Annotated in this window: 27 protein-coding genes; 13 read left to right on the forward strand and 14 right to left on the reverse strand. The window is 68.5% G+C overall.

Features of this window, described 5'->3' with window-relative positions:
* The first annotated feature begins 74 nt into the window (after positions 1–74).
* Positions 75–1,589 carry a glycerol kinase GlpK gene (gene glpK / locus MOM01_RS13810; RefSeq protein ID WP_241385993.1) on the forward strand — a complete coding sequence of 505 codons (1,515 nt, stop codon included), beginning with the start codon at positions 75–77 and terminating at the stop codon, positions 1,587–1,589.
* On the opposite strand, the gene MOM01_RS13815 is transcribed toward glpK, so the two are convergent.
* The 3 genes from MOM01_RS13815 to MOM01_RS13825 form a co-directional block, all read right to left on the reverse strand.
* Complete coding sequence (locus tag MOM01_RS13815) at positions 1,574–2,446, reverse strand: MerR family transcriptional regulator (protein ID WP_241385994.1); 873 nt, start codon at positions 2,444–2,446, stop codon at positions 1,574–1,576. The genes glpK and MOM01_RS13815 overlap by 16 nt on opposite strands.
* 1 nt (position 2,447) lies before the next feature.
* A complete protein-coding gene (locus MOM01_RS13820; RefSeq protein ID WP_241385995.1) occupies positions 2,448–2,873 on the reverse strand; it encodes a VOC family protein in 426 nt (141 codons plus the stop codon).
* Between the two features lie 64 nt (positions 2,874–2,937).
* Entirely contained in the window at positions 2,938–4,335 is a 1,398-nt protein-coding gene (locus MOM01_RS13825) for an NAD(P)H-quinone dehydrogenase (protein ID WP_241385996.1), read from the reverse strand.
* A gap of 179 nt (positions 4,336–4,514) precedes the next feature.
* Here MOM01_RS13825 and MOM01_RS13830 point away from each other — a divergent pair, with 179 nt between their 5' ends.
* On the forward strand, positions 4,515–4,985 hold the full coding sequence (locus tag MOM01_RS13830; protein ID WP_241385997.1) for a gamma-glutamylcyclotransferase: 471 nt from the start codon (positions 4,515–4,517) through the stop codon (positions 4,983–4,985).
* 64 nt (positions 4,986–5,049) lie between these two features.
* On the opposite strand, the gene MOM01_RS13835 is transcribed toward MOM01_RS13830, so the two are convergent.
* The 3 genes from MOM01_RS13835 to MOM01_RS13845 all read right to left on the reverse strand — a co-directional run bounded on the left by MOM01_RS13835 (position 5,050) and on the right by MOM01_RS13845 (position 8,145).
* Positions 5,050–6,207, reverse strand: coding sequence for a M20 family metallopeptidase (locus MOM01_RS13835; RefSeq protein ID WP_241385998.1), 1,158 nt, complete (start codon positions 6,205–6,207; stop codon positions 5,050–5,052).
* Positions 6,204–7,364 carry a M20 family metallopeptidase gene (locus MOM01_RS13840; protein WP_241385999.1) on the reverse strand — a complete coding sequence of 387 codons (1,161 nt, stop codon included), beginning with the start codon at positions 7,362–7,364 and terminating at the stop codon, positions 6,204–6,206. Before MOM01_RS13840 ends, MOM01_RS13835 begins: the two co-directional genes overlap by 4 nt.
* A gap of 82 nt (positions 7,365–7,446) precedes the next feature.
* Positions 7,447–8,145: an enoyl-CoA hydratase/isomerase family protein gene (locus tag MOM01_RS13845; protein WP_241386000.1), complete on the reverse strand. Its 699-nt coding sequence runs from the start codon at positions 8,143–8,145 to the stop codon at positions 7,447–7,449.
* Between the two features lie 63 nt (positions 8,146–8,208).
* Here MOM01_RS13845 and MOM01_RS13850 point away from each other — a divergent pair, with 63 nt between their 5' ends.
* Positions 8,209–9,021, forward strand: a complete 813-nt coding sequence (locus MOM01_RS13850; protein WP_241386001.1) for a purine-nucleoside phosphorylase — start codon at positions 8,209–8,211, stop codon at positions 9,019–9,021.
* Positions 9,018–10,517, forward strand: coding sequence for a phospho-sugar mutase (locus tag MOM01_RS13855; protein WP_241386002.1), 1,500 nt, complete (start codon positions 9,018–9,020; stop codon positions 10,515–10,517). Before MOM01_RS13850 ends, MOM01_RS13855 begins: the two co-directional genes overlap by 4 nt.
* A gap of 6 nt (positions 10,518–10,523) precedes the next feature.
* Here the strand turns inward: MOM01_RS13855 and upp are convergent, their stop codons facing one another.
* Complete coding sequence (gene upp / locus MOM01_RS13860) at positions 10,524–11,147, reverse strand: uracil phosphoribosyltransferase (protein ID WP_241386003.1); 624 nt, start codon at positions 11,145–11,147, stop codon at positions 10,524–10,526.
* Between the two features lie 112 nt (positions 11,148–11,259).
* On the opposite strand from upp, the gene MOM01_RS13865 reads away from it, so the two are divergent.
* Genes MOM01_RS13865 through MOM01_RS13885 form a run of 5 tightly spaced genes read left to right on the forward strand, consistent with a single transcriptional unit; the run spans position 11,260 to position 14,601 of the window.
* Positions 11,260–11,595, forward strand: a complete 336-nt coding sequence (locus tag MOM01_RS13865) for a type VII secretion target (RefSeq protein ID WP_241386004.1) — start codon at positions 11,260–11,262, stop codon at positions 11,593–11,595.
* Positions 11,592–12,587, forward strand: coding sequence for a C40 family peptidase (locus MOM01_RS13870; protein ID WP_241386005.1), 996 nt, complete (start codon positions 11,592–11,594; stop codon positions 12,585–12,587). Before MOM01_RS13865 ends, MOM01_RS13870 begins: the two co-directional genes overlap by 4 nt.
* Positions 12,588–12,647: 60 nt before the next feature.
* On the forward strand, positions 12,648–12,968 hold the full coding sequence (locus MOM01_RS13875) for a hypothetical protein (protein WP_241386006.1): 321 nt from the start codon (positions 12,648–12,650) through the stop codon (positions 12,966–12,968).
* Positions 12,965–13,312 carry a YbaB/EbfC family nucleoid-associated protein gene (locus MOM01_RS13880; protein WP_241386007.1) on the forward strand — a complete coding sequence of 116 codons (348 nt, stop codon included), beginning with the start codon at positions 12,965–12,967 and terminating at the stop codon, positions 13,310–13,312. Before MOM01_RS13875 ends, MOM01_RS13880 begins: the two co-directional genes overlap by 4 nt.
* 59 nt (positions 13,313–13,371) lie before the next feature.
* The gene (locus MOM01_RS13885; protein ID WP_241386008.1) at positions 13,372–14,601 is read left to right on the forward strand and encodes a primosomal protein; all 1,230 of its coding nucleotides are present in this window, start codon (positions 13,372–13,374) and stop codon (positions 14,599–14,601) included.
* 7 nt (positions 14,602–14,608) lie between these two features.
* Here the strand turns inward: MOM01_RS13885 and MOM01_RS13890 are convergent, their stop codons facing one another.
* The 3 genes from MOM01_RS13890 to MOM01_RS13900 are packed head-to-tail and all read right to left on the reverse strand — an operon-like array spanning position 14,609 to position 17,447.
* Positions 14,609–15,694, reverse strand: a complete 1,086-nt coding sequence (locus tag MOM01_RS13890; protein WP_241386009.1) for an adenosine deaminase — start codon at positions 15,692–15,694, stop codon at positions 14,609–14,611.
* A 57-nt stretch (positions 15,695–15,751) separates the two neighbouring features.
* Entirely contained in the window at positions 15,752–17,035 is a 1,284-nt protein-coding gene (locus MOM01_RS13895) for a thymidine phosphorylase (protein WP_241386010.1), read from the reverse strand.
* The gene (locus MOM01_RS13900) at positions 17,028–17,447 is read right to left on the reverse strand and encodes a cytidine deaminase (RefSeq protein WP_241386011.1); all 420 of its coding nucleotides are present in this window, start codon (positions 17,445–17,447) and stop codon (positions 17,028–17,030) included. The genes MOM01_RS13895 and MOM01_RS13900 overlap by 8 nt, the downstream gene beginning before the upstream one ends.
* Before the next feature lie 253 nt (positions 17,448–17,700).
* Between MOM01_RS13900 and sdhC the strand changes: the two genes are divergently transcribed.
* Genes sdhC through MOM01_RS13920 form a run of 4 tightly spaced genes read left to right on the forward strand, consistent with a single transcriptional unit; the run spans position 17,701 to position 21,093 of the window.
* Positions 17,701–18,108, forward strand: a complete 408-nt coding sequence (gene sdhC, locus MOM01_RS13905; protein WP_241386012.1) for a succinate dehydrogenase, cytochrome b556 subunit — start codon at positions 17,701–17,703, stop codon at positions 18,106–18,108.
* Between the two features lies 1 nt (position 18,109).
* The gene (locus MOM01_RS13910; protein ID WP_241386013.1) at positions 18,110–18,550 is read left to right on the forward strand and encodes a succinate dehydrogenase hydrophobic membrane anchor subunit; all 441 of its coding nucleotides are present in this window, start codon (positions 18,110–18,112) and stop codon (positions 18,548–18,550) included.
* A gap of 15 nt (positions 18,551–18,565) precedes the next feature.
* Positions 18,566–20,317, forward strand: a complete 1,752-nt coding sequence (sdhA, locus tag MOM01_RS13915; RefSeq protein ID WP_241386014.1) for a succinate dehydrogenase flavoprotein subunit — start codon at positions 18,566–18,568, stop codon at positions 20,315–20,317.
* Positions 20,317–21,093 (forward strand): succinate dehydrogenase iron-sulfur subunit, encoded by a 777-nt coding sequence (locus MOM01_RS13920; protein ID WP_241386015.1) that lies wholly within the window; start codon positions 20,317–20,319, stop codon positions 21,091–21,093. The genes sdhA and MOM01_RS13920 overlap by 1 nt, the downstream gene beginning before the upstream one ends.
* 32 nt (positions 21,094–21,125) lie before the next feature.
* Here MOM01_RS13920 and MOM01_RS13925 read toward each other — a convergent pair whose 3' ends face one another.
* The 4 genes from MOM01_RS13925 to MOM01_RS13940 all read right to left on the reverse strand — a co-directional run bounded on the left by MOM01_RS13925 (position 21,126) and on the right by MOM01_RS13940 (position 25,408).
* Positions 21,126–22,193: a YhjD/YihY/BrkB family envelope integrity protein gene (locus MOM01_RS13925; RefSeq protein WP_241386016.1), complete on the reverse strand. Its 1,068-nt coding sequence runs from the start codon at positions 22,191–22,193 to the stop codon at positions 21,126–21,128.
* A 16-nt stretch (positions 22,194–22,209) separates the two neighbouring features.
* A complete protein-coding gene (trpS, locus tag MOM01_RS13930) occupies positions 22,210–23,250 on the reverse strand; it encodes a tryptophan--tRNA ligase (RefSeq protein ID WP_241386017.1) in 1,041 nt (346 codons plus the stop codon).
* 73 nt (positions 23,251–23,323) lie between these two features.
* A complete protein-coding gene (locus MOM01_RS13935) occupies positions 23,324–24,127 on the reverse strand; it encodes an exodeoxyribonuclease III (RefSeq protein ID WP_241386118.1) in 804 nt (267 codons plus the stop codon).
* An 87-nt stretch (positions 24,128–24,214) separates the two neighbouring features.
* Positions 24,215–25,408, reverse strand: a complete 1,194-nt coding sequence (locus MOM01_RS13940) for a hypothetical protein (RefSeq protein ID WP_241386018.1) — start codon at positions 25,406–25,408, stop codon at positions 24,215–24,217.
* Positions 25,409–25,469 lie beyond the last annotated feature (61 nt).

Here is a 25,469-nt window from a genome sequence, read left to right on the forward strand (position 1 = left end):
AGTAGCTTCGAGCGCGCAGCGCGCAGCGGAAGCGCCGCAGAACCGAGCCGTCCGCTTCACCCCGAGGATCACCTGTGAACCAGTTCATCGCGGCGATCGACCAGGGCACCACGTCCAGCCGGTGCATCATCTTCGACCACGACGGGCGCATCGTGTCGATCGCGCAGAAGGAACACCGCCAGTTCTTCCCGCGCTCGGGGTGGGTGGAGCACGACCCGGAGGAGTTGTGGCTCAACACCCGCGAGGTGGTCGCTGCTGCCGCCGCCAAGGCGGAGTTGCGGCGCCGCGACATCGCGGCGATCGGAGTGACCAATCAGCGGGAGACCACAGTGGTCTGGGACCGCAGGACCGGCCGCCCCGTCCACAACGCGATCGTCTGGCAGGACACCCGGACCGACACACTCGTCGGGGAACTCGCCGGTGACGCGGGACCCGACCGCTACCGCGAGATCACCGGCCTCCCGCTGTCGACCTACTTCGCCGGCCCGAAGGTCCGCTGGATCCTCGACAACGTCGACGGTGCCCGCGAACGCGCGGAGGCCGGCGACCTGGCGTTCGGCACCGTGGACAGCTGGATTCTGTGGAATCTCACGGGCGGGATCGGCGAGGAAGGGCAACCACCCGGCCTGCACATCACCGACGTCACCAACGCCTCCCGCACCCTGCTGATGAATCTCGAAACCCAGCAATGGGATCCGACCATCTGCGCCGACTTCGGCATCCCGGAGTCGATGCTGCCGGAGATCCGTAGTTCGTCCGAGGTGTACGGGCACGCCCGAGAACGCGGCCCGCTCGCCGGTGTCCCCATCGCAGGCATCCTCGGCGACCAGCAGGCGGCGACCTTCGGCCAGGGCTGCCTGTCCCCCGGCGAAGCGAAGAACACCTACGGCACCGGCAATTTCCTGCTCCTCAACACCGGCACCACTCCGGTCCGCAGCGAACACGGCCTGCTCACCACCGTCTGCTACCGGCTCGGCGATGCCCCCGCGGTCTACGCGCTCGAAGGATCGGTCGCCGTGACCGGTTCGCTCGTGCAGTGGCTACGCGACAATCTCGGGATCATCCGGACCGCCGACGAGATCGAGACCCTCGCGGCAACCGTTCCCGACAACGGCGGCGCCTATTTCGTGCCGGCCTTCTCCGGATTGTTCGCTCCGCGTTGGCGACCGGACGCCCGGGGAGTCATCGCCGGTCTGACGCGCTTCGTCGGGAAAGGCCATCTGGCGCGTGCGGCGCTCGAGGCGACCGCCTACCAGACCCGGGAGGTGATCGAAGCGATGCACGCCGACTCCGGTGTCGACCTGCACACGCTCAAGGTCGACGGCGGCATGGTGGTCAACGACCTGCTGATGCAGTTCCAGTCCGACATCCTCGGCGCCCCGGTCGTGCGCCCCGTGGTCTCGGAGACGACCGCGCTCGGGGCCGCCTACGCAGCGGGGCTCGCCGTGGGGTTCTGGAAGGACGAAGAGGACGTACGCAGGAACTGGGCTGCCGACCGCACCTGGGAGCCCGCCATGGCCGCCGAGGAACGCGAGCGACTGTTCGGCGAATGGAACAGGGCGGTCGAACGCACCTACGACTGGGCGTGACCGTGAGCGGGTGAGAAGCCCGCCGGGACAGGATGGACGACGCGGGTGCGCATGGCGTGCTCCCCCACCTCACCGGGGTCGTCGAGGTAGTACTCGCGCACCGGCCCGGTCGCCTCGAGTTCGTGCGCGGCCAGGAAGGTGAACACGGAGTGATAGGCGACCGGCAGCAGCGACGGTGGTCCGGTGAAATCGACACCGGCGAACAGACCACCGGGCATCGACGTGATGCCGATACGGCTGCCACCCGCGATATCGATTCGGCTGCCGCCCCTGCCTGCGTCCGGTGCACCGGATCCGGGTAGCTCGAGGCCGACACCGAAGTCCACCATGCCGTCGAGTGCGGCCGGGTACCGTCCGAGCACCGTCGCCGAGGTGTCGAAGCCGAGTTCCCGCGCCCTATCCGTCAGGGCACCGATCGCCGCGACGACGGCCCGGTCGAGATCGTCCGCGGCCGCGGAGTCCTCACGCCAGAGCACGGTTCGCTCCTCGACGGCGTACAGGTGCACCGGGGGCGGTGCGGCGACAACGCGTTCCAGCGATCCGACGAGTTCGAGCGACCGGGCCGCACGGGCGGCCTCCTCCTCGATCCTCGCCCGCTCGGCGGCCAGGACGTCCGCACTGCCGTGGTCCGCGACGATCCGCCGGATCGCCGGGATCGACACCCCGGCCTGCCGGAGCAGTCCGATGCGGAGCGCGGTCGCGAGCTGAGTCGTCTCGTAGTAGCGGTATCCGGTGTGGGGGTCGACCCGGGCAGGCAGGAGCAGCTCTTCGCGCTCGTAGTGCCGCAGCGCTTTCACGGTCAGCCGGGAGGACCGCGCGAAATCGCCGATGCTCATCTGCCCGAATCGGTCTCCCACCTCAGCCCTCCTGTCCGCCCACCACCGCGCCGCCGGCGAGCACCTCGCCGGAATACGGGATCACCGTGATCACGTCCACGAGCACCCCGTCGGGATCGACGGTCATGAAGTGCCGCTGACCGAACTCCTCGTCGCGAAGATCGAGGGCGATCTCGTGTCCGGCTGCCACGGCCCGGGCGTGGACGGCGTCGACGTCGTCCACTTCGACGGACACGAGAACGCCCGTCGGCGTTCCGCGGAAACCGTCCGGCACGGTCTCGTGGCCGAGGACGACGAGGCCGAGTTGGACGGTCTCGTCTCCGCCGTGCAACTGGACGTACCAGTCGCTGTCGAAGACGACCGTCAGATCGAGCAGGTCGCGGTAGAAGTCCCGGCTGCGGCGGACATCGGCGGCGGGTACGACAGGGAAGATGCTTCGTGTGGTCATGTCTCCACCCTCGTCCCTCCCCCTGGGGGAGAGTCCATACCCGCCGCCGATCCCGTGCGAGGGGTCAGTCGAGATCGTCGTGACGCATGAGCTGACGCGCCGCCTCCGTCACCGACCCGCTGAGCGACGGGTAGACGGAGAAGGTCTGCGCGAGGTCGTTGACGGACAGATTGTTCTGTACGGCGAGCGCGATGGGCAGGATCAGTTCGGATGCGTTGGGTGCCACCACGACGCCGCCGATGACCACACCGGTCGCGGGACGGCAGAAGATCTTCACGAAACCGCGCCGCAGGCCCGACATCTTGGCGCGCGGATTGGTGTTGAGCGGGAGCATCACCGTGCGGGCGGGCACCTCACCCTTGTCGATGGTCGCCTGGCTCACACCGACGGCGGCGATCTCGGGCCGGGTGAACACCGCAGCCGCAACCGTTTTCAGCTTGATGGGGCTCACACCCTCACCGAGTGCGTGGTACATCGCGATACGGCCCTGCATCGCCGCGACGGAGGCCAGGGGCAGCAGGCCCGTGCAGTCACCCGCGGCGTAGATACCCGGCACGGCCGTGCGGGAGACGCGGTCGACCGGCAGATAGCCGCCCCGATCGAGTTCGAGCCCGACCTTCTCGAGGCCGAGATTGCTCGTGTTGGGCACCGAACCGACGGTCATCAGCACGTGACTGCCCTCGACGACACGTCCGTCGGCGAGCAGTACACGCACTCCGTCGTCCGTTCGTTCGACGACGTCGGCGCGCGCGTGCTTGACGAGCGTCACACCGCGTTCGGTGAGCACGTCCTCGAGCACGAGAGCGGCGTCCTCGTCCTCGTGCGGCAGAATCCGGTCGCGGCTCGAGACCACGGTGACCCGAACCCCCACCTCCGTGTAGGCGGAGACGAATTCGGCGCCCGTCACACCCGAGCCGACCACCACGAGATGCTCGGGCAGCGTGTCGAGGTCGTAGAGCTGACGCCAGGTGAGGATCCGCTCCCCGTCCGGTTGCGCTCCGGGCAGGACCCGCGGGCTCGCACCGGTCGCGATGAGCACGACATCGGCGTCGAGTACCTTCTCCTCACCGGTCGGCAGCTTCGCACGCACCTGGTGGGCTGCCATGCCGGGCTGCGAGTCGACGAGTTCACCGTAACCGGAGAACAGCGTCACCCCCGCGGCCTCGAGCTTGGTCCGGATGTCCGCGGACTGCGCGCGGGCGAGACTCTTGACGCGAGCGTGTACCTGCGGGAGGGACACCGCGGCGCGTTCGAGCTCGATGCCCAGGTCGGCGGCACGTCGCATGTCGGTGCGCACGCCGGTCGAGGCGATGAACGTCTTGGAGGGGACACAGTCGAAGAGCACACATGCGCCGCCGATCCCGTCCGAATCGATCAGTGACACCGTTGCGCCGTACTGTGATGCCACCAGCGCCGCCTCGTATCCTGCGGGGCCACCGCCGATGATGACGATCCGGGTCATTGCTCTCCTCTGTATCGATTCCGAAGGGTGTCGGGTCGTGCCGCACGTGGACGCCTGGTGAGCACACACGTCACCCACAACGCTATGCCACCGCCCCTCGTTCGCGCACAGCGGCCGGTGGGCCCGGCACGCAGCGCCCCTGCGCCGGCCAGGCCGCAGGACGGGTTAGCCTTATGCTCGTGCCGATCTACGCCGCCTACGGGTCCAACATGCATCCGGAGCAGATGCTGACGCGCTGCCCGCACTCGCCGATGGCGGGAACAGGCTGGCTGCACGGCTGGCGACTGACCTTCGCGGGGGCCGACATCGGCTGGGAAGGCGCCCTGGCCACGGTCGTCGAGGACGCCGATTCGAAGGTCTTCGTCGTGCTCTACGACGTGACGGAGGACGACGAGCGCAGCCTCGACCGGTGGGAGGGGGCCGAACTCGGCTTCCACCGCAAGATCCGGGTCCGCGTCGACACCGCGGACGGCCCCGTGCTCGCGTGGCTGTACGTCGTGGACGGCTACGAGGGCGGCCTTCCGTCGGCCCGCTATCTCGGTGTGATGGCCGACGCCGCAGAGATCGCCGGGGCCCCCGCCGAATACGTGCGGGATCTGCGCACCCGCAACAGCCGCAATGTCGGCCCGGGACGCCCCGACGGCTTCTGACAGCGGTACGTGCGCCACGGAATTCCGTGGCGCGCAGCGCGAACCGCGCTCCGGGCGGAGATCGTCACCCGGCTCCGAGAACCAGATTCGTCATCACCCGCACACCCACGGCCAGCGCCCGCTCGTCGAGATCGAAGGTGGGCTGGTGGATGTCGAGCTCGGGCCCTGCCCCCGACCACACACCGAGCCGCCCCATGGCACCCGGGATGTGCTCGAGATACCACGAGAAGTCTTCTCCGCCACCGGATTGCGGAGTGTCGGCGAGAGCGTCGGGGCCGGTCGCGCGGATGGCGTCCTCGAACATGTGCGCCGAGACCTGGTCGTTGACCACGGGCGGGACACCGCGCCGGTAGTTCAGCTCGTAGCTGACGCCGGTCGGGGCGAGCAATCCGTGCACGATCTCCCGCACCATCGGTTCGAGCAGGTGCCACGTCTCGTGGTCACCGGTGCGGACGGTGCCCGCGAGCATTCCGGTGCGCGGAATCGCATTCGGCGCCTTGCCGGCGCTGACCGCGCCCCACACCATCACGGTCCCGGTACGCGGATCGATGCGCCGGCTGAGCATTCCCGGCAGACCCGTGATGACCGCACCGAGGCCGTAGACGAGATCACTCGTCAGGTGCGGTCGCGAGGTGTGGCCGCCGGGTGAATCGAGGACGAGTTCGACGGTGTCCGCCGCCGAGGTGATCGCTCCGACGCGCATGCCCACCTTGCCTGCCTCGAGCCGGGGATCGCAGTGCAGCGCGAAGATGCGCGAGACGCCGTCGAGCCCGCCCGCCGCGATCACGTCGAGTGCCCCACCGGGCATGACCTCCTCCGCGGGCTGGAACACCAGCCGGACACCGACCGGCAGTTCGGGCATCGACGCGAGAGCCAGTCCCGCGCCGAGCGCTACCGTGGTGTGGGCGTCGTGACCGCATGCGTGGGAGACCCCGGGGACCGTCGACTCGAACGGCAGGCCGGTCGCTTCCTGCAAGGGCAGCGCGTCCATGTCGGCGCGCAGGGCGATCCGCGGCCCCTCGGAGGGGCCCAGATCGCAGATCAGGCCCGTGCCCCTGGGCAGAACCTTCGGTGCGAGACCGGCCGCCCGGAGATGTTTCGCGACGAACTCGGTGGTGGCGTACTCCTGTCGGGCCAGCTCCGGATTCGCGTGGATGTGACGGCGCCAGGCGGACAGGTCGCCGGTGTGGCGATCGAGCCACTTCTCCACATACGGATTCATCGGCGCCCGGCCTCTTCGAGAAGCAGTGCACGGCGGACCGGATCGGTCGCCGCGCGCACCGCGGTCCCCACGAGCGCACGAGCCCCGTCGAGTACTGCCCGGTCGGCGGATTCGGTGACACACGCGGCAGCGAACGCCGCCTGATGTGTGACCGCGCCACCGGAATCGAGTCCGATGACCGGATGGATTCCCGGCACCACGTTCGTCACATTTCCCATGTCGGTACTGCCCAGGGGGCGCGCTCCTTCCTCCTCGACGGGCAGCGGTCGGCGCCCGAGACCGATGATCTCCTCACGATATGCCTGCACCAGCCAGGGGTCCGGAGTGAGTTCGGTGTAGGTGGGCGAGACCGTCCGGATCCGGTGGTCGCATCCGGTGGCCAGAGCACCGGCCGCGAAGCAGTTGCGCGCGCGTCCGACGAGGTCGTCGAGCAGTTCGCTCGATCCCGCTCGCAGGTAGTACAGCAATTCGGTGTGGCTCGGCACGATGTTCGGCGCGGTCCCGCCCTGGGCGACGATCCCGTGGATCTGCTGCCCCGGGTGCAGGTGCTGCCGCAACAGTCCCACCGCGACCTGCGCCACGGTCGCCGCGTCGGCAGCGTTGAGTCCGTACTCGGGGGCTGCGGAGGCGTGTGCTTCGCGACCTTCGTACTCGACGGCGATGTCGGCGAGCGCGAGCGAGGTCGCTCCCGTGATGTCGAACGGGCCGGGATGCACCATCATCGCCGCCCCTACCCCGTCGAAGACGCCCCGCTCGAGCATGATCACCTTGCCGCCGCCCGTTTCCTCCGCGGGTGTACCGATCACCCGCACGGTGACGCCGAGTTCGTCGGCGAGCGCCGCGAGACCGAGACCGGCCCCCACGGCCGCCGCCGCGATGATGTTGTGCCCGCACGCGTGCCCGATGCCGGGCAGGGCGTCGTATTCGGCGCAGAACGCGACGACGAGTTCGCCGCTCCCGAACCGCGCGTCGAATGCCGTGGGCAGATCGGCGATACCCGTCTCCACCTCGAAGCCACGGGCGCGCAGCACGTCGACGATCTTGGCTGCGCTGCGATATTCCTCGAACGCGAGTTCCGGTTCGGCATGGATCGAATGCGACAGGCCGAGGAGGGTGTCGGAGGCAGCCTCGATCACCGCGGCGTAGTCGGTCGTCACGCCGTCCAGTCTGTCATGTCGATCGCGCGCCGACCGACCGGTCGACCCGCCGGCCGGAAGACGTCCCCGGAGATCGGCGGGGTCAGCCCAGGGCGAAGTTCGATGCGTCGGTCCGGATCTCGAGTGCCGCGATCAGCGGGGCGTGCAGACCGCGTTTGATGCCCGCCAGATTCGGGCCGCGGGTCGCCGTGAGGGCCGCAGCACGCTCGACCGCGGCGGCCAGGACCTCCTCGCCGTCCACGGCCTGCTCGGCGATACCTGCCTGCACCGCTTCCTCGCCGCCGTAACGACGCCCCGTGGTGATCGCCTCGACCGCCGTCTGGATCGGCAGGCGAGCACGGATCAGCGCCGACATACCGACGGTGAACGGCATGTTCAGCAACACCTCGGGCAGGCTCCAGAACCCCCGGTCGGCGCGCACGACCCGGAAGTCGTGCACGAGTGCGAGCATCGCTCCGGCGCCGAAGGCGTGTCCTTGCACTGCGGCGACGGTCGCCGCCGGGAAGGTGAGCAGTCGCACGTAGAGGTCGTGGACGGAGTCCAGATAACCCGGCAGGTCCGGCAGGTTCGCACCGACCCAGTCGATGTCGAGTCCGTTGCTCCAGAACTTGCCGGTCGCTGCGGTCACGAGTGCCGCAGGACCCTCGTGCGCCTCGACCTCGTCGAGCAGGGAGTGGATCGCGGCGAGACGATCCGGATGGAATCGGTTCTCGGAGATCTCCACGTCACGGTCGCCGAGGTGGAGGACGAAGACGTCGCCGTCACGTTCGAGGTAAGGCATGCGCGTCAGCATAGCGCCTACTTACCCGCGAGTAACATCCCCTTGCGACTAGGGTCCGGTGGCATGGGAGAAGCCGATCACCTCTTCGACCCCGAAGCCGCGGCGCATGCCGCCGCCGCCGCTCTCGCAGAGCGGACGGGCGTCCCCGAACACAGCGTCGCCGTCGTCCTCGGCTCCGGGTGGCGCGCCGCCGTCGAGAGTTTCGGCTCTCCCGTCGCCACCGTGCCCATGAGCAGCCTTCCCGGATTCTCCCCACCGACCGCAGCGGGCCACGCCGGGAACATCCACTCGGTGCGTGTCGGGGACACGGCGGTACTCGTCCTCGCCGGACGCATCCACGCGTACGAGGGTCACGACCTCGCGCGCGTCGTCCACCCCGTGCGCACCGCGATCGCGGCCGGGGCGCGCACCGTCGTCCTCACCAACGCCGCCGGCGGGATCGACCCCGGGTTCTCTGTGGGACAACCGGTTCTCATCTCCGACCATCTCAACCTCACCGGGCGCTCACCGCTGGTGGGGGCCCACTTCGTCGACCTCGTCGACGCCTACTCCGCAGAGCTTCGCGGTCTCGCCCGGGAAATCGATCCGTCGCTGCCCGAAGGGGTCTACGCGGGCCTGCCCGGCCCGCACTACGAGACCCCGGCGGAGATCCGGATGCTCCGCACGCTCGGCGCCGATCTCGTCGGCATGTCCACGGTGCACGAGACGATCGCCGCGCGCGCCGCCGGCGCGCGGGTGCTCGCCGTATCCCTGGTCACCAATTCCGCGGCCGGCATCACCGGAGAGCATCTCGACCACGCAGAGGTACTCGCCGCGGGCCGCGCGGCCGCGACCCGGATGGGCGACCTGCTGCGGGATCTGGCGGCCCGGCTGTGACCCTGCGATTCGGCACCGCCGGTCTGCGCGGTCCGGTCGGCGACGGACCGGACCGTATGAACGTGCCGGTGGTCGTGCGCACCACCGCGGGCCTCGCCGCGTGGCTCGACGCGCAAGGTCAGGGCGGGGGCACCGTCGTCGTCGGCCGCGACGCGCGCACCGGGTCCGCGGAGTTCCACACCGCCACCGTGGAGGTTCTCGCCGCGGCCGGCTTCGACGTCGTCGCGCTGGACCGTCCGCTGCCGACCCCGGTGACCGCATTCGCGGTGCGAGCACTCGGCGCCGTCGCAGGCGTGCAGATCACCGCCTCGCACAATCCGGCCACGGACAACGGGTACAAGGTCTACCTCGCGGACGGCGCCCAGCTCGTCGCGCCCGCCGACCGCGAGATCGAAGCCGCGATCGACGCGTCCGGACCGGTCGCGGAGATCCCCCGGGTGCCGGTCGCACCGTCGGGCGAGGAACTCGCCGCCGGATATCTCGCCCGGCTGGCGACGCTGCCCCGGTCACCGCACCGGGATGTGCGGATCGCGCTGACGCCGCTGCACGGCGTCGGCGGCGAGGTCGCGGTGGCCGCATTGCGAGGCGCCGGGTTCGAGGACGTCCACGTCGTGCCGTCGCAGTTCCGTCCGGATCCGGCGTTCCCGACGGTCGCCTTCCCGAATCCGGAGGAGCCCGGTGCGACCGACGCGCTGCTCGCGCTGGCAGCCGAGGTCGACGCCGACATCGCGCTCGCCCTCGACCCCGACGCCGACCGGTGTGCGGTGGCCGTCCGGACCCCCGCGGGGTGGGTCGCGCTGCGAGGTGACGAGACGGGGGTGCTGCTGGGCGACCGCATCCTCGCGTCGTCCCCGGCGGGCTCGCTGGTCGCGACGACCATCGTGTCGTCGACGATGCTGGGGCGTCTCGCGGCGGCGCGCGGCGCGCGGTTCGCGCAGACCCTGACGGGTTTCAAATGGCTGGCCCGCGCCGGCGACGGCCTGGTCTACGCGTACGAGGAAGCGATCGGGCACTGCGTGGATCCCGAGGCGGTACGCGACAAGGACGGTATCGCGACGGCGGTGGTGGTCGCCGACTACGCCGCGGAACTGAAGCACGCCGGCCGGACCCTCGTCGACGCGCTCGACGATCTCCATCGCGAATTCGGTGTGTACATCGGCGATCAGGTCTCGATCCGGGTGGACGACCTGCAGAGGATCGACGCCGTGATGACGCGGCTGCGGTCCGATCTGCCGACGGCACTCGCCGGCATACCCGTGGTCCCCACCGACCTCGCGGCGGTCACCGGCCCGATGCACACCGACGCGCTCGTCTTCGAGAGCCCCGCCGGCAGTACCGCCGGCCCCGCGGTGCGCGTCGTGGTGCGGCCTTCGGGTACCGAACCGAAGCTCAAGGTCTATCTCGAAGCGGTCACCGATCGAGACCGCCCGGCCGCGGAGGCAGCGCTCGCCGCGCTGCGCGGATGGGCGACCTCGCTCGGGGACGAGAACCCCTGACCGGGATCAGCGGGGTCCGAACTGCCGATCGCCCGCATCGCCCAGGCCGGGCACGATGTACTTGTTCTCGTTGAGACCCTCGTCGATGGCGGCCGTGACGAGCCGAGCCGGATGTCCCGATGCGGCGAGAGCTTCGACGCCCTGAGGTGCCGCCACGACACAGATCACGGTGACGTCGGTGGCTCCGCGCTGGACGAGGAGATCGAGCGTGTGCACCATCGAACCGCCGGTCGCGAGCATGGGATCGAGCACGAAGACGGGAAGACCCGAGAGATCCTCCGGCAGCGATTCGAGATAGGGCACGGGCTCGAAGGTCTTCTCGTCGCGGGCGAGACCGACGAAACCGACCCGCGCCTGCGGAATCAGTGCGTGGGCCTGTTCGACCATGCCGAGCCCCGCGCGCAGGACCGGGACGAGCAGCGGCGGCTGCTGCAACCGGACTCCCGCCGTGACGGCGACCGGCGTCCTGACGTCGAACGTCTCGATCGGCGCGTCGCGGACCGCCTCGTAGACGAGCATCTGCGTGAGCCGGCTCAGGGCGTTGCGGAAGGCAGCGTTGTCGCTGCGTTCGTCGCGGAGGGTGGTCAGGAGCGAGGCAGCGAGCGGGTGGTCGACGACGAGCGAATCCATGTCCGAAGGATAGAACGACGGAACCGTACGGTCGGCCGCTGCGTCGAACCCGCCAGGGAAGGAACCCGTCGAGGGTGTCGAACCCCACAGCGACGAGACGGAAGGCGACGAGGTGACCGAACACTCCGGCACAGACGCGATGCGGGCCGACACGGCGACGATGAGAAGGTTCGACGGCGAGGTCTCGGGGCTGGCCGCGCGACTGCACGAGGCTGCCGAGCGGACGCGTCACGGCGATCCGGGCGTCCTTGCGGGTCTGTTCGGGCCGATCGGTGTGCCGGTCCTCGCGGCGCTGACGGCGACCCACGAGGCCCATGTGCGCGACCTCGATCGCCTCGGTCGTCGCTTCGCCGCGATGGGATCCGCCGCCGGCGCCTCGGCGACCGCGTACGAGCGGTCCGCGGCCGAGATCGCGTCCAGGCTGGACACCGCGTCGGAGCAGCCGTGATCGCGCTGCCGGGCGAGATGCTCGCCGCGCCGCTCACCGACCTGCTCGAGGTCTTCGGTACCGCCCTGCCACCCGAGGTCGATCCGGGCGAACTCGTCCGGGTAGGGGCGCACTGGGCGGAGGAGGTCCACGCGGCCGGCCGCGACGCGGTCACGGAGCTCACCTGGGCCTGGGGTGGCCCCGCTGCCGCACAGGCGATCGCGAGCGCGGAACGGGCGGTCGCGGATGTTCTCGCGGCGGCCGATCGGGGCACGGCCCTCTCCGGCATCGTGCTCGACGCCACGATCACGGTCGTCACCGGAGCCGCCGAACTCGACCGTCTCGTCGACTCGTTCCTCACCCTCGTCCGGCAGTCCGGGCCCGCGGCGGGACTCCCCCACGGGCAACTCGCCCTCCTCACCGCGGCGATCGATCATCTGGCCGGCGGTCTCGAAGTGCTGTCCCGGGTGACCGGGACCCTCGCCGGCCTGACGGAGCAGGCCGGTGCACTGCTGCCCGCCCCCGCACCCGACCTCGCGTCCGGACCCGGTGACGATCGCGGGTCGGTGACCCTCGACGACTCCCGGACGCTGCGCACCTTCGGCGAGCAGGCCGGCGGGGTGGAGATAGTGCTTCCGGACGGCAGCGTGAGCCGGGCACCGAACGAGACGGCCGCGACTGCGGTGCGGCACGCCCTGGCCCAGCAGGGCACCCCGTACGTCTGGGGCGGCACCACCCCGGGCGCCGGTCTCGACTGCAGCGCCCTCACGCAGTACGCCTACGCCCAGGCCGGAGTCGAACTGCCGCGCCTGGCCCAGGAGCAGAACGTCGGAGCGCAGGTCGATCCTGCGACCGCTCTCCCCGGAGACCTCGTCGTATGGGACGGGCACGTAGCGATGGTGGTCGGCAACGGCATGATGGTCGAGGCCGGCGATCCGGTCGCGGTGAGTCCGATCCGCACGACGAACGGCGGTATGGCCTTCCACGGCGTGTACCGCCCCACCGGCAGCTAGATCTCCCCGGGCCGGTGGGGCGGCGGGAACCGAGCGCCACCGTGATGCGTCCAACCCGATATGGACAGCACGACGACGGAACCGATCACGGCCACGGCTCACAACCGGGCGGGAACGATCTCGGTGCGGACGACGGACGGCGGACTGCTCGTGGACCTGCGCATCGATGCACGCGAGTTGCGATACGGACCACGGCAACTGGCCGATCAGATCCTCGCCCTGAACAGGCAGGCGGCGCTCGAGGCCGCGGTGATCCGCGGTGAGCACCTCGCCGCCGAGGGAGTCCCCCGGGAGATCCTCGACCGGATGGCGCTTCCGTCCCGGGCGGATCTCGGCGGCACCGAAGCGTCGATCGGCGGACCACGAGGCTTCGGCCGATGAGCGAGGCGGTGGTGGACTCCGTCGTCGCGCGGGCCCACAACCGGCTCGACGCACTCGAGCGGACGGCGGAGGCACTGTCGACGATCGAGGGCAGCGCGAGCAGTCCCGACGGTCGCGTACTCGCACGTGTGAACGGTTCCGGAGCACTCGACGCCCTGGATCTGTGCGACTCGATCCGTGACGCCGACGCCCGCGAGCTGGCCGCAACGATCCTCGAGACGGTGCACGAGGCGGCACGGGACGCAGCCCTCGCACGCGTTGCCGCCTGGGAGGCGCTGCGCTGCGCACTGACCCCGGACACTCCTCCCGCACCCGCGGCGAGCGACCGTGCCGTACGACGGTGAGCGACCGCACTCCGCCCCCCGGGTATATTCTCGGCCGCGACATAGCTAGGCTTCCCGCCATGGCTGGAGACATCGTCCCGATCGAGCTCGGTCTCACCGACGGCGACCTCGTGACGCTCTGGGCGCCACGCTGGCGTGAGGGCGACGACGAATGGGAAGCATTCCTCGGCCACGGTGACGACCTGTACGCCTTCCCGTCGGTGCCGGAACTCGTCGCGTTCGTGCGGTCGGGTGCGGACAACGACCTCGTCGAACACCAGGCGTGGCCCGTCGTGTCGAAGCTCGCGGCCTCGGAGTTCGAACCCGACGAAGCGCACACCTACGATCTCGTCGGGGTGCCGGAGCTCGTCGCCGACGATCCCGACCCGAGTGCGGTGTCCGAACTGCAGGACACCTTCGACATCGTGAGCATCCTCGGTGACGTCTGCGAACTCGACGTCGTGACGAAGTTCTTCGAACGCCAGGAGATCGACACCCTCCTCCAGCACGGCGTCTCCGCCTTCCGCACGCGCGAAGGTCTCGACCTGTGGAATCGCATCGGTACGGCCGTCGCCGACGACTGGGACGCCGTGCTCGATGCACTCGACGGCGTGATCTCCACCCCCGACGTCGACGCCTCGGTGGTCGCCGAGATCGAATCCGAACTCGTCGCGGTCGACGAGAACGAGGTCGAAGCGGACGACACGGTCGTGGACGTCGACTCCGACGACGAGTACGAGTTCGTCGACGAGAACGACGGGTACGAATTCTGGGCCCGGGTGGGTATCGATCCCATCCGCATCATCACGACCGACGGCACGTGGTACTCACTGCGCTGCTATCTCGAGGACGATGCCCGCTTCCTGGGGCACGACGGCACGATCGACGTCTTCCCCTCCGAACGCGCGCTGGCGCGCCATCTGGCAGACAACCACGACCACGACCTCGCGACGCTGGAGCCGTACACGGAGATCCAGCTCGCGGCGATCGACGGTTCGCTCGACGTGACGGTCACCGACGACAACGTCTACGTGCTCACCGGCATCGCCGACGACATCACCGAGGGGGTCGCGGCCGTCGATCCCGAACAGCTCGAACTCGCGGTCGAATTGTTCAGCGATGCGGCGAACTACGCGAACGACGAGTCGACCGATGCCGCGCTGGCCGCCTCCACCGAACTGGGATGGTTCGTCAACTACGTGATCGAACCCGATCCGGGTCGTCTGGCACCCAGCCCGCCGTTCGAGGCCGAGGCGCTCGCCTGGCGGGAACTCGAGCGCGAGTTCGAGGCGCGGCTGCGCAGGCACTGACCGGCGTCTACCCCACCAGGACGGCGTAGCCCGGCTTGATGACGTCGTCGATGAGTTCGAGTCGCTCGTCGAACGGGAGGAAAGCCGACTTCATGGCGTTGATCGTGAATCGTTCGAGGTCGACCCACCCGTAGCCGAAGGTCTCCACCAGCCGCACCATCTCCTGCGTCATCGTGGTGTCGCTCATCAGCCGGTTGTCGGTGTTGACGGTGACCCGGAAGCGCAGTCGGGCCAGCAGGTCGAAGGGATGTTCGGACAGGGTGCGCACCGCACCGGTCTGCACGTTCGAGGACGGGCACAGTTCGAGCGGGATGCGCTTGTCGCGGACGTAGTTCGCGAGCCGCCCCAGGGTGGCGGAACCGTCGTCGTGCACTTCGATGTCGTCGACGATCCGCACACCGTGACCGAGCCTGTCGGTTCCGCAGAAGGCGACGGCCTCGTGGATGGACGGGAGACCGAACGCCTCCCCCGCGTGGATCGTGAAATGGGCGTTCGCCGCGCGGGTGTACTCGAAGGCGTCGAGATGGCGGCTCGGTGGATTACCCGCCTCGGCACCGGCGATGTCGAAACCCGCCACCCCGCGATCCCGGAAGCGCACGGCGAGTTCGGCGATCTCGAGCGATCGCGCCGCGTGCCGCATGGCGGTGAGCAGGCACCGCACCCGGATCCTGCGGCCGCTCGCGGCCACCTCGGATTCCCCGGCGCGGAAACCTTCGAGAACGTGCACGACGACCTCGTCCAGCGACAGCCCCTTCTCGAGATGCTGTTCGGGCGCGAATCGCACCTCGGCGTACACGACGCCGTCGTCGGCGAGGTCGAGCACGCATTCCCGCGCGACGCGTTCGAGCCCCTCCCCCGTCTGCATCACGGCGACGGTGTGCTCGAACGTCTCGAGATAACGCTCGAGCGAACCGCTGTCGGCGGACTCCCGGAACCAGCGGGCGAGATCCGATTCGGTGTTCGAGGGCAGCGACCAGCCGCAGGCGTCCGCCAGTTCGAGGACGGTGCGTGGGCGGAGGCCACCGTCGAGGTGATCGTGGAGGACCACTTTGGGCGCGGTGAGGACGAGTTCTGGAGTGAGCCGGCCGTTCATGATCCGGACGGTAGTCGGCGACAGCCGGTTCCGCTCGCTCTCGGACGGCCCGTGCTGCTACGCGTGGATCCGTTCGATGATCAACGGTCGGCGGCCCGGCGCCGTCTCCGCGATCCGGACGCCTTCGCGGAGCGCGGCGAGCGCGTCGGGGATACGTCCCGGAGTGTCGGTGTGCAGGGTCGCGAGGGGTTGGCCCGCCCGGACCCGATCGCCGAGGACCGCGTGCAGTTCGATGCCCGCTCCGGGCTGGACGTCCTGCCCCTGACGTTCGCGGCCGGCGCCGAGCCGCCATGCGGCGATGCCGACGGCGAACGCATCGAGTTCGCAGAGCACACCCTCGGCGTCGGCGTGGAAGGTCTCGGTGTGGGTCGCGACCGGCAGCGGCGCCCGGGGGTCGCCACCCTGGGCGGCGATCATCGCGTTCCACCGGTCCATCGCGGTGCCGTCGCGCAGCCGCTCGGCGGGATCGATATCGTCCATCCCCGCGGCGGCGAGCATCTCCCGGGCGAGGCCGAGGGTCAGTTCGACCACGTCCTCGGGGCCGCCACCGGCGAGCACCTCCACGGCCTCCCGCACTTCGAGGGCATTGCCCGCGGTGCGCCCGAGCGGAGTGTCCATGCGTGTGATCAGGGCGGTCGTGGGCAGGCCTTCGTCGGCACCGAGCTCGACCATGGTGCGGGCGAGCTCCCGGGCCTCGCCCAGTTCCTTCATGAAGGCACCACTGCCGACCTTCACGTCGAGGACCAGCGCGCCCGTGCCCTCCGCGATCTTCTTGCTCATGATCGAACTGGCGATGAGCGGGATCGACTCGACGGTGCCGGTGACATCGCGGAGTGCGTAGAGCTTGCGGTCGGCGGGGGCGAGATCTGCGCCGGCCGCGCACACCACCGCACCGACCGCCGGGTCGGTGAGAATCCCGGCGATGTCCTCGGTGCTCAGATCGGCCCGCCAGCCGGGGATCGATTCGAGCTTGTCCAGGGTTCCTCCGGTGTGGCCGAGGCCGCGACCGGACAGCTGCGGGACCGCGACACCGCACGCCGCGACCAGAGGCGCGAGCGGCAGCGTGATCTTGTCTCCCACACCGCCGGTCGAGTGTTTGTCGACGGTAGGGAGTCCGAGCCCGGAGAAATCGAGGCGCCGGCCGGAGTCGATCATCGCGGTGGTCCAGCGGGCCGTCTCCGCGCGGCTCATCCCGCGGAACCAGACGGCCATCGCCAGGGCCGACATCTGGGCATCGGAGATCACGCCGTGTGTGAACGCTTCGACGACCCAATCGATCTCGGCGCCCGACAGGGCGTGGCCGTCCCTCTTGCGGCGGATGACGGTGACGATGTCAGGCACGACGGTCCCCGTCCTCCCGCACCGCGGCGAGATCGTCGGGACCGAATGCATCGGGGAGCAGATCGGACAGCGGACGCGGGCCGCTTCGGGTGTCGACCTCGAGTCGAGGTCCACCGTGTTCGAGAAGCACCTGCCGGCAACGGCCGCAGGGGGTGAGAACGTGGCCCCGCGAATCACAGACCGCGACCGCCCGCAGACGCCCGCCACCACCGGCGACGAGGTTACCGACGAGTACACATTCGGCACAAAGACCCAGTCCGTGTGAGACATTTTCCACATTGCACCCAAGGACGACACGACCGTCCAGGGTCACCGCGGCCGCCCCCACCGGGAATCCGGAGTAGGGCGCATAGGCCCGCTCCATCACTCCATGTGCTTTGGCGCGCAACATTTTCCAGTCGACGTCCGGCATGGTTCCCCATCCTGTCACGGTGGCGTACACGACGGCAGGCACCCCCCGTCGCACGAGATCACAGTTGGAAAGGCAAACCTAACTTCGTATTTGAGGCTCGTACGATTGAGGCAGGAGATTAGTTCCCGAGTTTGGGATGGGTCTAGAGTCGATCCAAGTCGGTTCAGGTTCACGTCGGGCCCGTACTGCGGAATCCCCCACAGGTAGGAGCAGCTCGACGCGTCCACCATTGACGTTGGAGGCACAGCACTCGATGAGCAGCACGACTGAAGCCGCCCCCGCAAAGGCGGGGCGCACACGGTCGCTTTACCGGGGAGACCCCGGCATGTGGTCCTGGGTTTTGCACCGGATCACCGGCGTGGCGACATTCTTCTTCCTTTTCGTCCACGTCCTCGATACCGCACTCGTCCGGGTCAACCCCGAGACCTACGACGCGGTGATCGAGACCTACAAGAACCCGATCGTCGGACTCATGGAGCTCGGCCTGGTGGCGATGGTTCTGTACCACGCGCTCAACGGCCTGCGGGTCATGCTCGTCGACTTCTGGTCGAAGGGCCCGAAGTACCAGCGGGTGATGCTCTGGACGATCCTTGCGATCTGGCTCGTGGCAATGATCCCCGCGTCCGTTCGCATCCTCTACAACACCTTTGCGGGGCACTGATATGAGCGAAGCGAAAACACTGGGTAAGGAATACGACCGCCCTGCCGGCCTCGACAACCCGCGTTCACCGCGGCGGGTCTCGAAGAACAACTTCGAGCTCTACGCCTGGTTGTTCATGCGCCTGTCCGGTCTCGCTCTGATCATCCTGGTCCTCGGCCACCTGTTCATCATGCTGATGCTCGACGAAGGTGTGCAGCGCATCAACTTCGCGTTCGTCGCAGGCCGCTGGTCCAGCCCGTTCTGGCAGATCTGGGACCTGTCGATGCTGTGGCTCGCACAACTCCACGGCGGTAACGGTCTGCGCACAGTCATCGCGGACTACGCACGTAAGGACTCCACCCGGTTCTGGCTCAACACGATCCTCCTCGTGTCGATGATCCTGATCATGGGCCTGGGCACCTACGTGATCTTCACCTTCGACCCGAACATCACGGCGAGCTAGGGGAGCCGAAACTACATGCAGGAACATCGTTACGACGTAGTCATCGTCGGCGCCGGCGGCGCCGGCATGCGTGCGGCCATCGAAGCCGGCCCGCGTGCTCGCACTGCTGTGCTCACCAAGCTCTACCCCACCCGCAGCCACACCGGCGCCGCTCAGGGCGGCATGTGCGCCGCCCTCGCGAACGTCGAAGAGGACAACTGGGAGTGGCACACCTTCGACACCGTCAAGGGTGGCGACTACCTGGTCGACCAGGACGCTGCGGAGATCATGGCCAAGGAGGCCATCGACGCCGTCCTCGATCTCGAGAAGATGGGTCTTCCGTTCAACCGGACGCCCGAGGGCAAGATCGACCAGCGTCGCTTCGGTGGCCACACCCGCGATCACGGCAAGGCGCCGGTCCGTCGCGCGTGCTACGCCGCCGACCGCACCGGCCACATGATCCTCCAGACGCTGTACCAGAACTGCGTCAAGCACGACGTCGAGTTCTTCAACGAGTTCTACGCGCTCGACATCACCCTCACCGAGACCGAGAACGGTCCCGTCGCGACGGGTGTCATCGCCTACGAACTCGCGACCGGCGAGATCCACGTCTTCCACGCCAAGGCGATCGTCTTCGCGACGGGCGGCTCCGGCCGTATGTACAAGACGACGTCGAACGCGCACACCCTCACCGGTGACGGACTCGGCATCATCTTCCGCAAGGGCCTGCCGCTCGAGGACATGGAATTCCACCAGTTCCATCCGACGGGACTGGCCGGACTCGGCATCCTCATCTCCGAGGCCGTGCGTGGTGAAGGTGGCATCCTCCGCAACGCCGACGGCGAGCGCTTCATGGAGCGCTACGCCCCCACCATCAAGGACCTCGCACCGCGCGACATCGTCGCGCGTTCCATGGTGCTCGAGGTGCTCGAGGGTCGCGGCGCGGGACCGAACAAGGACTACGTCTACATCGACGTGACCCACCTCGGCGAGGACGTCCTCGAGGAGAAGCTTCCGGACATCACCGAGTTCTCCCGCACCTATCTCGGCGTCGACCCCGTCACCGAGCTCGTGCCGGTGTACCCGACCTGCCATTACGTCATGGGCGGTATCCCGACCAACGTCAACGGCGAGGTCCTGCGCGACAACGAGAACGTCGTGCCCGGCCTGTACGCGGCCGGCGAGTGCGCGTGCGTGTCCGTCCACGGCGCGAACCGTCTCGGCACCAACTCGCTGCTCGACATCAACGTCTTCGGTCGCCGCGCGGGTATCGCCGCCGCGGAGTACGCCAACAGCACGAAGCACGTCGAGATGCCCGAGCAGCCGACGAAGTACGTCGACGACTGGCTCGACCTGATCCTGCACCAGGGCGGCAAGGAGCGGGTCGCCGACATCCGCACCGAGCTGCAGCAGACGATGGACAACAACGCGTCGGTGTTCCGCACCGAGGAGACGTTGACGCAGGCGCTCAACGACATCCACGAGCTGAAGAAGCGTTACAAGGAGATCACCGTCCACGACAAGGGCAAGCGCTACAACAGCGATCTGCTCGAGGCCGTGGAGCTCGGATTCCTCCTCGAGATGGCCGAGGTGACGGTCGTCGGCGCTCTCAACCGGAAGGAATCGCGCGGCGGCCACGCCCGCGAGGACTACCCGAAGCGCGACGACGAGAACTACCTCAAGCACACCATGGCGTACAAGGTGGGCGAGGAACTGATCTCCGACATTCGCCTGGACTACAAGCCGGTGGTCCAGACCCGGTACGAGCCCATGGAGCGTAAGTACTGATGACAACCATCGAGAAGACCGACCCGGACGTCTCGGCACTGCCACCGGTGCCCGAGGGCGCCACGATGGTCACCCTCAAGATCGCTCGTTTCAATCCGGAGGACGACAAGGGCCAGCACTGGGATTCCTTCCAGGTCCCGGCGCTGCCCTCCGACCGCCTGCTCAACCTGCTGAGCTACGTCAAGGGATATCTCGACGGCACGCTCACCTTCCGCCGCAGCTGCGCCCACGGCGTGTGCGGTTCGGACGCGATGCGTGTCAACGGCGTCAACCGTCTGGCCTGCAAGATCCTCATGAAGGATCTGCTCGACAAGAACGGCAAGGACGTCACGATCACGATCGAGCCGATCCGTGGCCTGCCGGTCGAGAAGGACCTCGTCGTCGACATGGAACCCTTCTTCGACGCCTACCGCGCCGTGAAGCCGTTCCTCATGACCACCGGCAACGAGCCGACCCGCGAGCGTATCCAGTCGCAGGCCGACCGCGCCCGGTTCGACGACACCACCAAGTGCATCCTGTGCGCGTGCTGCACCACGTCGTGCCCGGTGTACTGGAGCGACGGCAGCTACTTCGGCCCCGCCGCGATCGTCAACGCGCACAGGTTCATCTTCGATTCGCGTGACGAGGGTGCCGCCGAGCGTCTCGACATCCTCAACGACAAGGAAGGTGTGTGGCGCTGCCGCACCACCTTCAACTGCACCGACGCGTGCCCCCGCGGCATCCAGGTGACGAAGGCGATCCAGGAGGTCAAGCGCGCGCTGATGTTCGCTCGCTGATCACCTCGCACGACACAGCGGACCCGCTCCTCTCAGGGGCGGGTCCGCTGTCGTTCGTGCTCCTGTTTCCCGAAGACCCGGCGCAACCGGCTCCCTGCCAGAAGACCCCCGAGCAGACCTGCGCCGAGGAGTGCGACGACCCGGCGCCCGGTGACGCCCTCGTGGACCTCGAGACGTGGGCGGATGACCGCCCCGGTGGGCGCAGGATGATGTGCGAGAGCCAGACTCGCCCGTGACGAGGCGGCGAATGCGGTGCAGAACAGCACCAGCCGCGCGGTAAGATTACCGAACACGAGAATGCCCAGGATCGGACCGAAAGCCACGCCTGCCGGCCCGTTGAGCACACGCTCCAGATACAGCGAACCGGTCTGTTTGAGCAGTTCGAATCCGATTCCGGCGATCACGCCGGCGGCGAGCGCGCTGCGGAAGGGCACCGGCTCACGTGGCAGACGCGCGATCACCCAGGTGAAGACCATGCTCGTGGCGGCGACCGCCATGATCAGGGCTACCACCCGCAGGGCCACGCCGATGCCGATGAGATTCTCCATGTTGAGCAGTTCCACCAGCCGGTGTGCGACCGGGCCGCTGCTCAGCGCCGACAGTCCCACCGACACCGTCATCGCCAGTCCGAGACTCAGAATCGCGCCGCCGTCCCGCAGTTTCACGACGAAGAAGTTGCCCCGATCCCGCGGGTGGTCCCACATGGCGGTGAGCGCCTCCCGCAGGTTCGTGATCCAGCCCAGACCTGCATAGGAGGCGGTGAGCAGGCCGATGAGACCGACCGCACCGCGCGATTGGATCGCGGAGTCGATCAGGCTCTGCACGGTGTCCCCGAGCTGGCCCGGAATGTTCTCGGCGATGAGCTGCTGGAGCTGGTCGAGCAGTTCGGGACGCCCGGCGAGCACGAAACCGGCCACCGAGAACACGAGCATGATGATGGGGACGATCGCCAGCACCGTGAAATAGGTCAGACCGGCCGCGTAGTAGTCGCCCTTCTTGTCCTGATACCGGAAGCCGGCACGGAGGACCCGATCGAGTACCGGATGGGCCGCGCGTTGACGTTCCAGAAATCCCGGCTTCTCGCTCGGTTCGCCGGCCATCCTGGTGCTCCTTCGTCTACGTCCGCGGCAGGAAACCCACCTTGTCATAGACCTGAGCCAAGGTGCGGGACGCGACTTCCCGCGCACGGTCCGCGCCGCGCGAGAGGATGCGGTTCAGTTCCGCGGGGTCGGCGAGATAGTCGTCGACCTTCGCGCGGATGGGGGTGACGAACTCGGTCAGCACCTCTGCCGTGTCGGCCTTCAGATCGCCGTAACCCTTGCCCTCGTAACCGGCGACGAGCTCGTCGATACTGCGACCGGACAGCGCCGACTGGATCGTGAGCAGGTTCGAGACGCCGGGCTTGTTCTCCCGATCGAAGCGAATCTCACGCTCGTTGTCGGTCACGGCCGAGCGGATCTTCTTCGCCGAGACCTTGGGATCGTCGAGCAGGTTGATCAGCCCCGCATCGGTCGCCGCCGACTTGCTCATCTTCGACGTCGGATCCTGAAGATCGTAGATCTTCGCGGTCTCCTTCACGATCATCGGTTCGGGGACGACGAAGGTCTTGCCGAAGCGGGAGTTGAAGCGCTGTGCGAGATCCCGCGTGAGTTCGAGGTGCTGACGCTGATCCTCCCCCACCGGGACATGACTCGCGCGGTAGAGCAGGATGTCGGCTGCCATGAGGATCGGGTAGGTGAACAGGCCCACACCGGCGTGTTCGGTGCCCTGCTTGGCGGACTTGTCCTTGAACTGCGTCATCCGGCTGGCCTCACCGAAGCCGGTGATGCAGCTCAGCACCCACGACAGCTCGGCGTGCTCCGGCACCTGACTCTGCACGAACAGGACGGACTTCTCGGGGTCGATCCCGATCGCGAGCAACTGCGCAACCGAGACGAGTACGCGCTTGCGCAGCATCTTCGGCTCGTGCGGAACGGTGATCGCGTGCAGGTCGGGGATGAAGTAGAAGGCGTCGTTCTCGTCCTGCGCGGGAACCCACTGAGCCAGTGCCCCCAGGAAGTTCCCGAGGTGGAACGAATCCGAGGTGGGCTGGATGCCGGACAGCACACGGGGGCGGGCCTTCGACTTCGTGGTGTTCTGTTCTGCAGTGCTCGACATGCCGTCGATGATTCCACGCACGTCCGGCCGGGCCGCGACCGAGGTGCATTCCCCGATGCTGCGCCGGTTCCGATCAGAGTTCGAAGCTCACCGTCACCGGCGCGTGATCGGACCAGCGCCGGTCGTAGCTCGCTGCCCGCTCGACTCGGGCCTCGGTGGCGCGCGCCGCGATGTTCGGTGTCACCAGGTGATAGTCGATGCGCCAGCCGGCGTCGGTGTCGAATGCTTTGCCGCGGTAGGACCACCACGAGTAGGGGCCCGGGACGTCGCCGTGGAGGTCGCGCACCACGTCGCGCCAGCCGGCCTCGAGCAGGTCGGCGACCCATGCGCGTTCCTCCGGCAGGAAACCGGACTTCTTGATGTTGCCCTTCCAGTTCTTGATGTCGCGCTCGGTGGGCGCGATGTTCCAGTCGCCGCACACCACCATGTCGCGGCCTTCGGCCGTCACCGCGGTGTACCGCTCGGCGAGATAGGCCGCGAAACTCTTCATGAAGAGTTCCTTCTCGTCCTGCTTCGGCGTCTGGGCCTCACCGGTCGGCAGATAGAGGCTTCCCACGGTCACGTCGCCGAAATCCGCTTCCACGTAGCGGCCGGCCGCCGCGAACTCGTCGACGTCGAAGCCGACCCGCACCGCATCGGCAGGGATGCGCGAGAGGATCGCGACCCCGGCACGGCCCTTCGCCGAGGACTCGGCTCCCACGCAGTGCCATCCGCTTTCGAGGGCGGGAGCGATCGAGGCGTGGAACTGCTGTTCGATGGCGCGCACCTCCTGCAGGCACACGATGTCGGCGTCGGACGAGTTCAGCCATTCGAGCAGGCCCTTGCCCGCTGCTGCACGGACGCCGTTGACGTTCACGGTGGTGATGACGAGAGGCACCGGGTCACCGTAGCCGACACCGGCGACGCGACCGCAGGTCGCTGCCGCGGATGTGGCGCGCACGACCTTCCGGAGCGAAAACGCCCGTTATCGCGAGGTGGCGTGGGTCAGCTTGCGAGCCCGCGCCACGAGGGGACCCCAGGGCGGAACCGAACTGTCGCCGGCCTGCCCGGGGTCGGTGCAGCGCAGGCGATATCGTTCGCGCAGGAGCGCAGCGTGCAGTGCCGTGGTGACCCCGGGCAAGTGCCCCCGGCCCCGGACGCCGAGGGTGCCCACCAGCAGGGCGATCGGCGGGAGGAGCGTCCATCCGAGCAGGGCGACCGCCGTGAGGAATGCCTCCCCGACGGTGTCCTCGTCCAGTGCGGCCCAGACGATTCCCGCACACAGTACGACGTAGAGCGTGCCGCCGATTGCGACGGCGAGAACAGCACCGACGTACCGGCGGAGCAGCCAGCACCGGACGGTCCACGGCACGAGCACGACCGCCACCACAACCGTGACGATCGACGCCGCGACGACGAACACCGCGTCCACGGCGGCTACGACGGGCGCGGACGGCGGGAGGTCGTCGACGATCAGCAGGAGCGACAGGCCCACGGCCGCCGTGACGATGGTGAGTGCGAGCAACTCGGCCCCCAGGACGACCGCCGGACGGGCGGCGGCGAGCCGGCCCCGAGGCCGGAACCGGGCAGCCGTCGCGAGCAACTCGCGGCGGCGCAGCAGGGAGGCCTCGCGGCGGAGCATGCGGCGGGCGCCGACGCCACGCTGAGTCGCGAGGTAGAGGTCCTGGCTGAGCACGACGATGACGAAGACGGCCGGGAACAGGAGCAGGGCCGCGAGATCGACGGATCCGGGGAGTCCGTCGAGCAAGGCTGCGACGAGGGCCATCGTCGCTCCCACGCCGAACACCGAGCCGCACAGTTCGACATGTTCGAGGCGTATCGCCTCGGTCTGCCGGGGTGAGGAATCGGACGAGACCGCCGGTCCGAGCGACCAGGCGATGAGATTGAGAGCGATCACGAGCGCCGCGAGCACTCCGAGGACACCCGCGGCCTCACCGAACGACAAGGTGGTGAGAACGCCACTGCGGGCCGGCGTGTAGCGCTCGTAGGCCAGCTCGTCGGCCCGCCGGGCGACGAGCTGGAGGAGGTGTGGTGCCAGCGCGACAGGGATGTAGGCGAGCGCCGAGCCGAGCATGAGCATCCAGACCCGCGACCAGAAGCGGCGACGGGCATGAGCCCCGTCTCGGCCGCGACGCACGGCGCCGGGTGTATCGGTCACGCTCGGTTCCTCTTTCTCGTCACGTCGTGTCCCGACGGTAACCGGTACCCGGCACTTCGTA

Source organism: Rhodococcus sp. CH91 (genome assembly GCF_022554085.1).
In the GTDB taxonomy this organism is placed as follows: Bacteria; Actinomycetota; Actinomycetes; order Mycobacteriales; family Mycobacteriaceae; genus Rhodococcus.

Excerpts from the sequence above, each read along its gene's own strand:
- MOM01_RS13820 (WP_241385995.1), bottom strand. The coding sequence starts at position 2,873 with ATGACCACACGAAGCATCTTCCCTGTCGTACCCGCCGCCGATGTCCGC.
- MOM01_RS13825 (WP_241385996.1), bottom strand. The coding sequence starts at position 4,335 with ATGACCCGGATCGTCATCATCGGCGGTGGCCCCGCAGGATACGAGGCG.
- MOM01_RS13835 (WP_241385998.1), bottom strand. The coding sequence starts at position 6,207 with ATGAATCCGTATGTGGAGAAGTGGCTCGATCGCCACACCGGCGACCTG.
- MOM01_RS13845 (WP_241386000.1), bottom strand. The coding sequence starts at position 8,145 with ATGCCTTACCTCGAACGTGACGGCGACGTCTTCGTCCTCCACCTCGGC.
- MOM01_RS13850 (WP_241386001.1), top strand. The coding sequence starts at position 8,209 with ATGGGAGAAGCCGATCACCTCTTCGACCCCGAAGCCGCGGCGCATGCC.
- upp (WP_241386003.1), bottom strand. The coding sequence starts at position 11,147 with ATGGATTCGCTCGTCGTCGACCACCCGCTCGCTGCCTCGCTCCTGACC.
- MOM01_RS13875 (WP_241386006.1), top strand. The coding sequence starts at position 12,648 with ATGGACAGCACGACGACGGAACCGATCACGGCCACGGCTCACAACCGG.
- MOM01_RS13880 (WP_241386007.1), top strand. The coding sequence starts at position 12,965 with ATGAGCGAGGCGGTGGTGGACTCCGTCGTCGCGCGGGCCCACAACCGG.
- MOM01_RS13885 (WP_241386008.1), top strand. The coding sequence starts at position 13,372 with ATGGCTGGAGACATCGTCCCGATCGAGCTCGGTCTCACCGACGGCGAC.
- MOM01_RS13890 (WP_241386009.1), bottom strand. The coding sequence starts at position 15,694 with ATGAACGGCCGGCTCACTCCAGAACTCGTCCTCACCGCGCCCAAAGTG.
- MOM01_RS13900 (WP_241386011.1), bottom strand. The coding sequence starts at position 17,447 with ATGCCGGACGTCGACTGGAAAATGTTGCGCGCCAAAGCACATGGAGTG.
- sdhC (WP_241386012.1), top strand. The coding sequence starts at position 17,701 with ATGAGCAGCACGACTGAAGCCGCCCCCGCAAAGGCGGGGCGCACACGG.
- MOM01_RS13910 (WP_241386013.1), top strand. The coding sequence starts at position 18,110 with ATGAGCGAAGCGAAAACACTGGGTAAGGAATACGACCGCCCTGCCGGC.
- sdhA (WP_241386014.1), top strand. The coding sequence starts at position 18,566 with ATGCAGGAACATCGTTACGACGTAGTCATCGTCGGCGCCGGCGGCGCC.
- MOM01_RS13920 (WP_241386015.1), top strand. The coding sequence starts at position 20,317 with ATGACAACCATCGAGAAGACCGACCCGGACGTCTCGGCACTGCCACCG.
- MOM01_RS13925 (WP_241386016.1), bottom strand. The coding sequence starts at position 22,193 with ATGGCCGGCGAACCGAGCGAGAAGCCGGGATTTCTGGAACGTCAACGC.
- trpS (WP_241386017.1), bottom strand. The coding sequence starts at position 23,250 with ATGTCGAGCACTGCAGAACAGAACACCACGAAGTCGAAGGCCCGCCCC.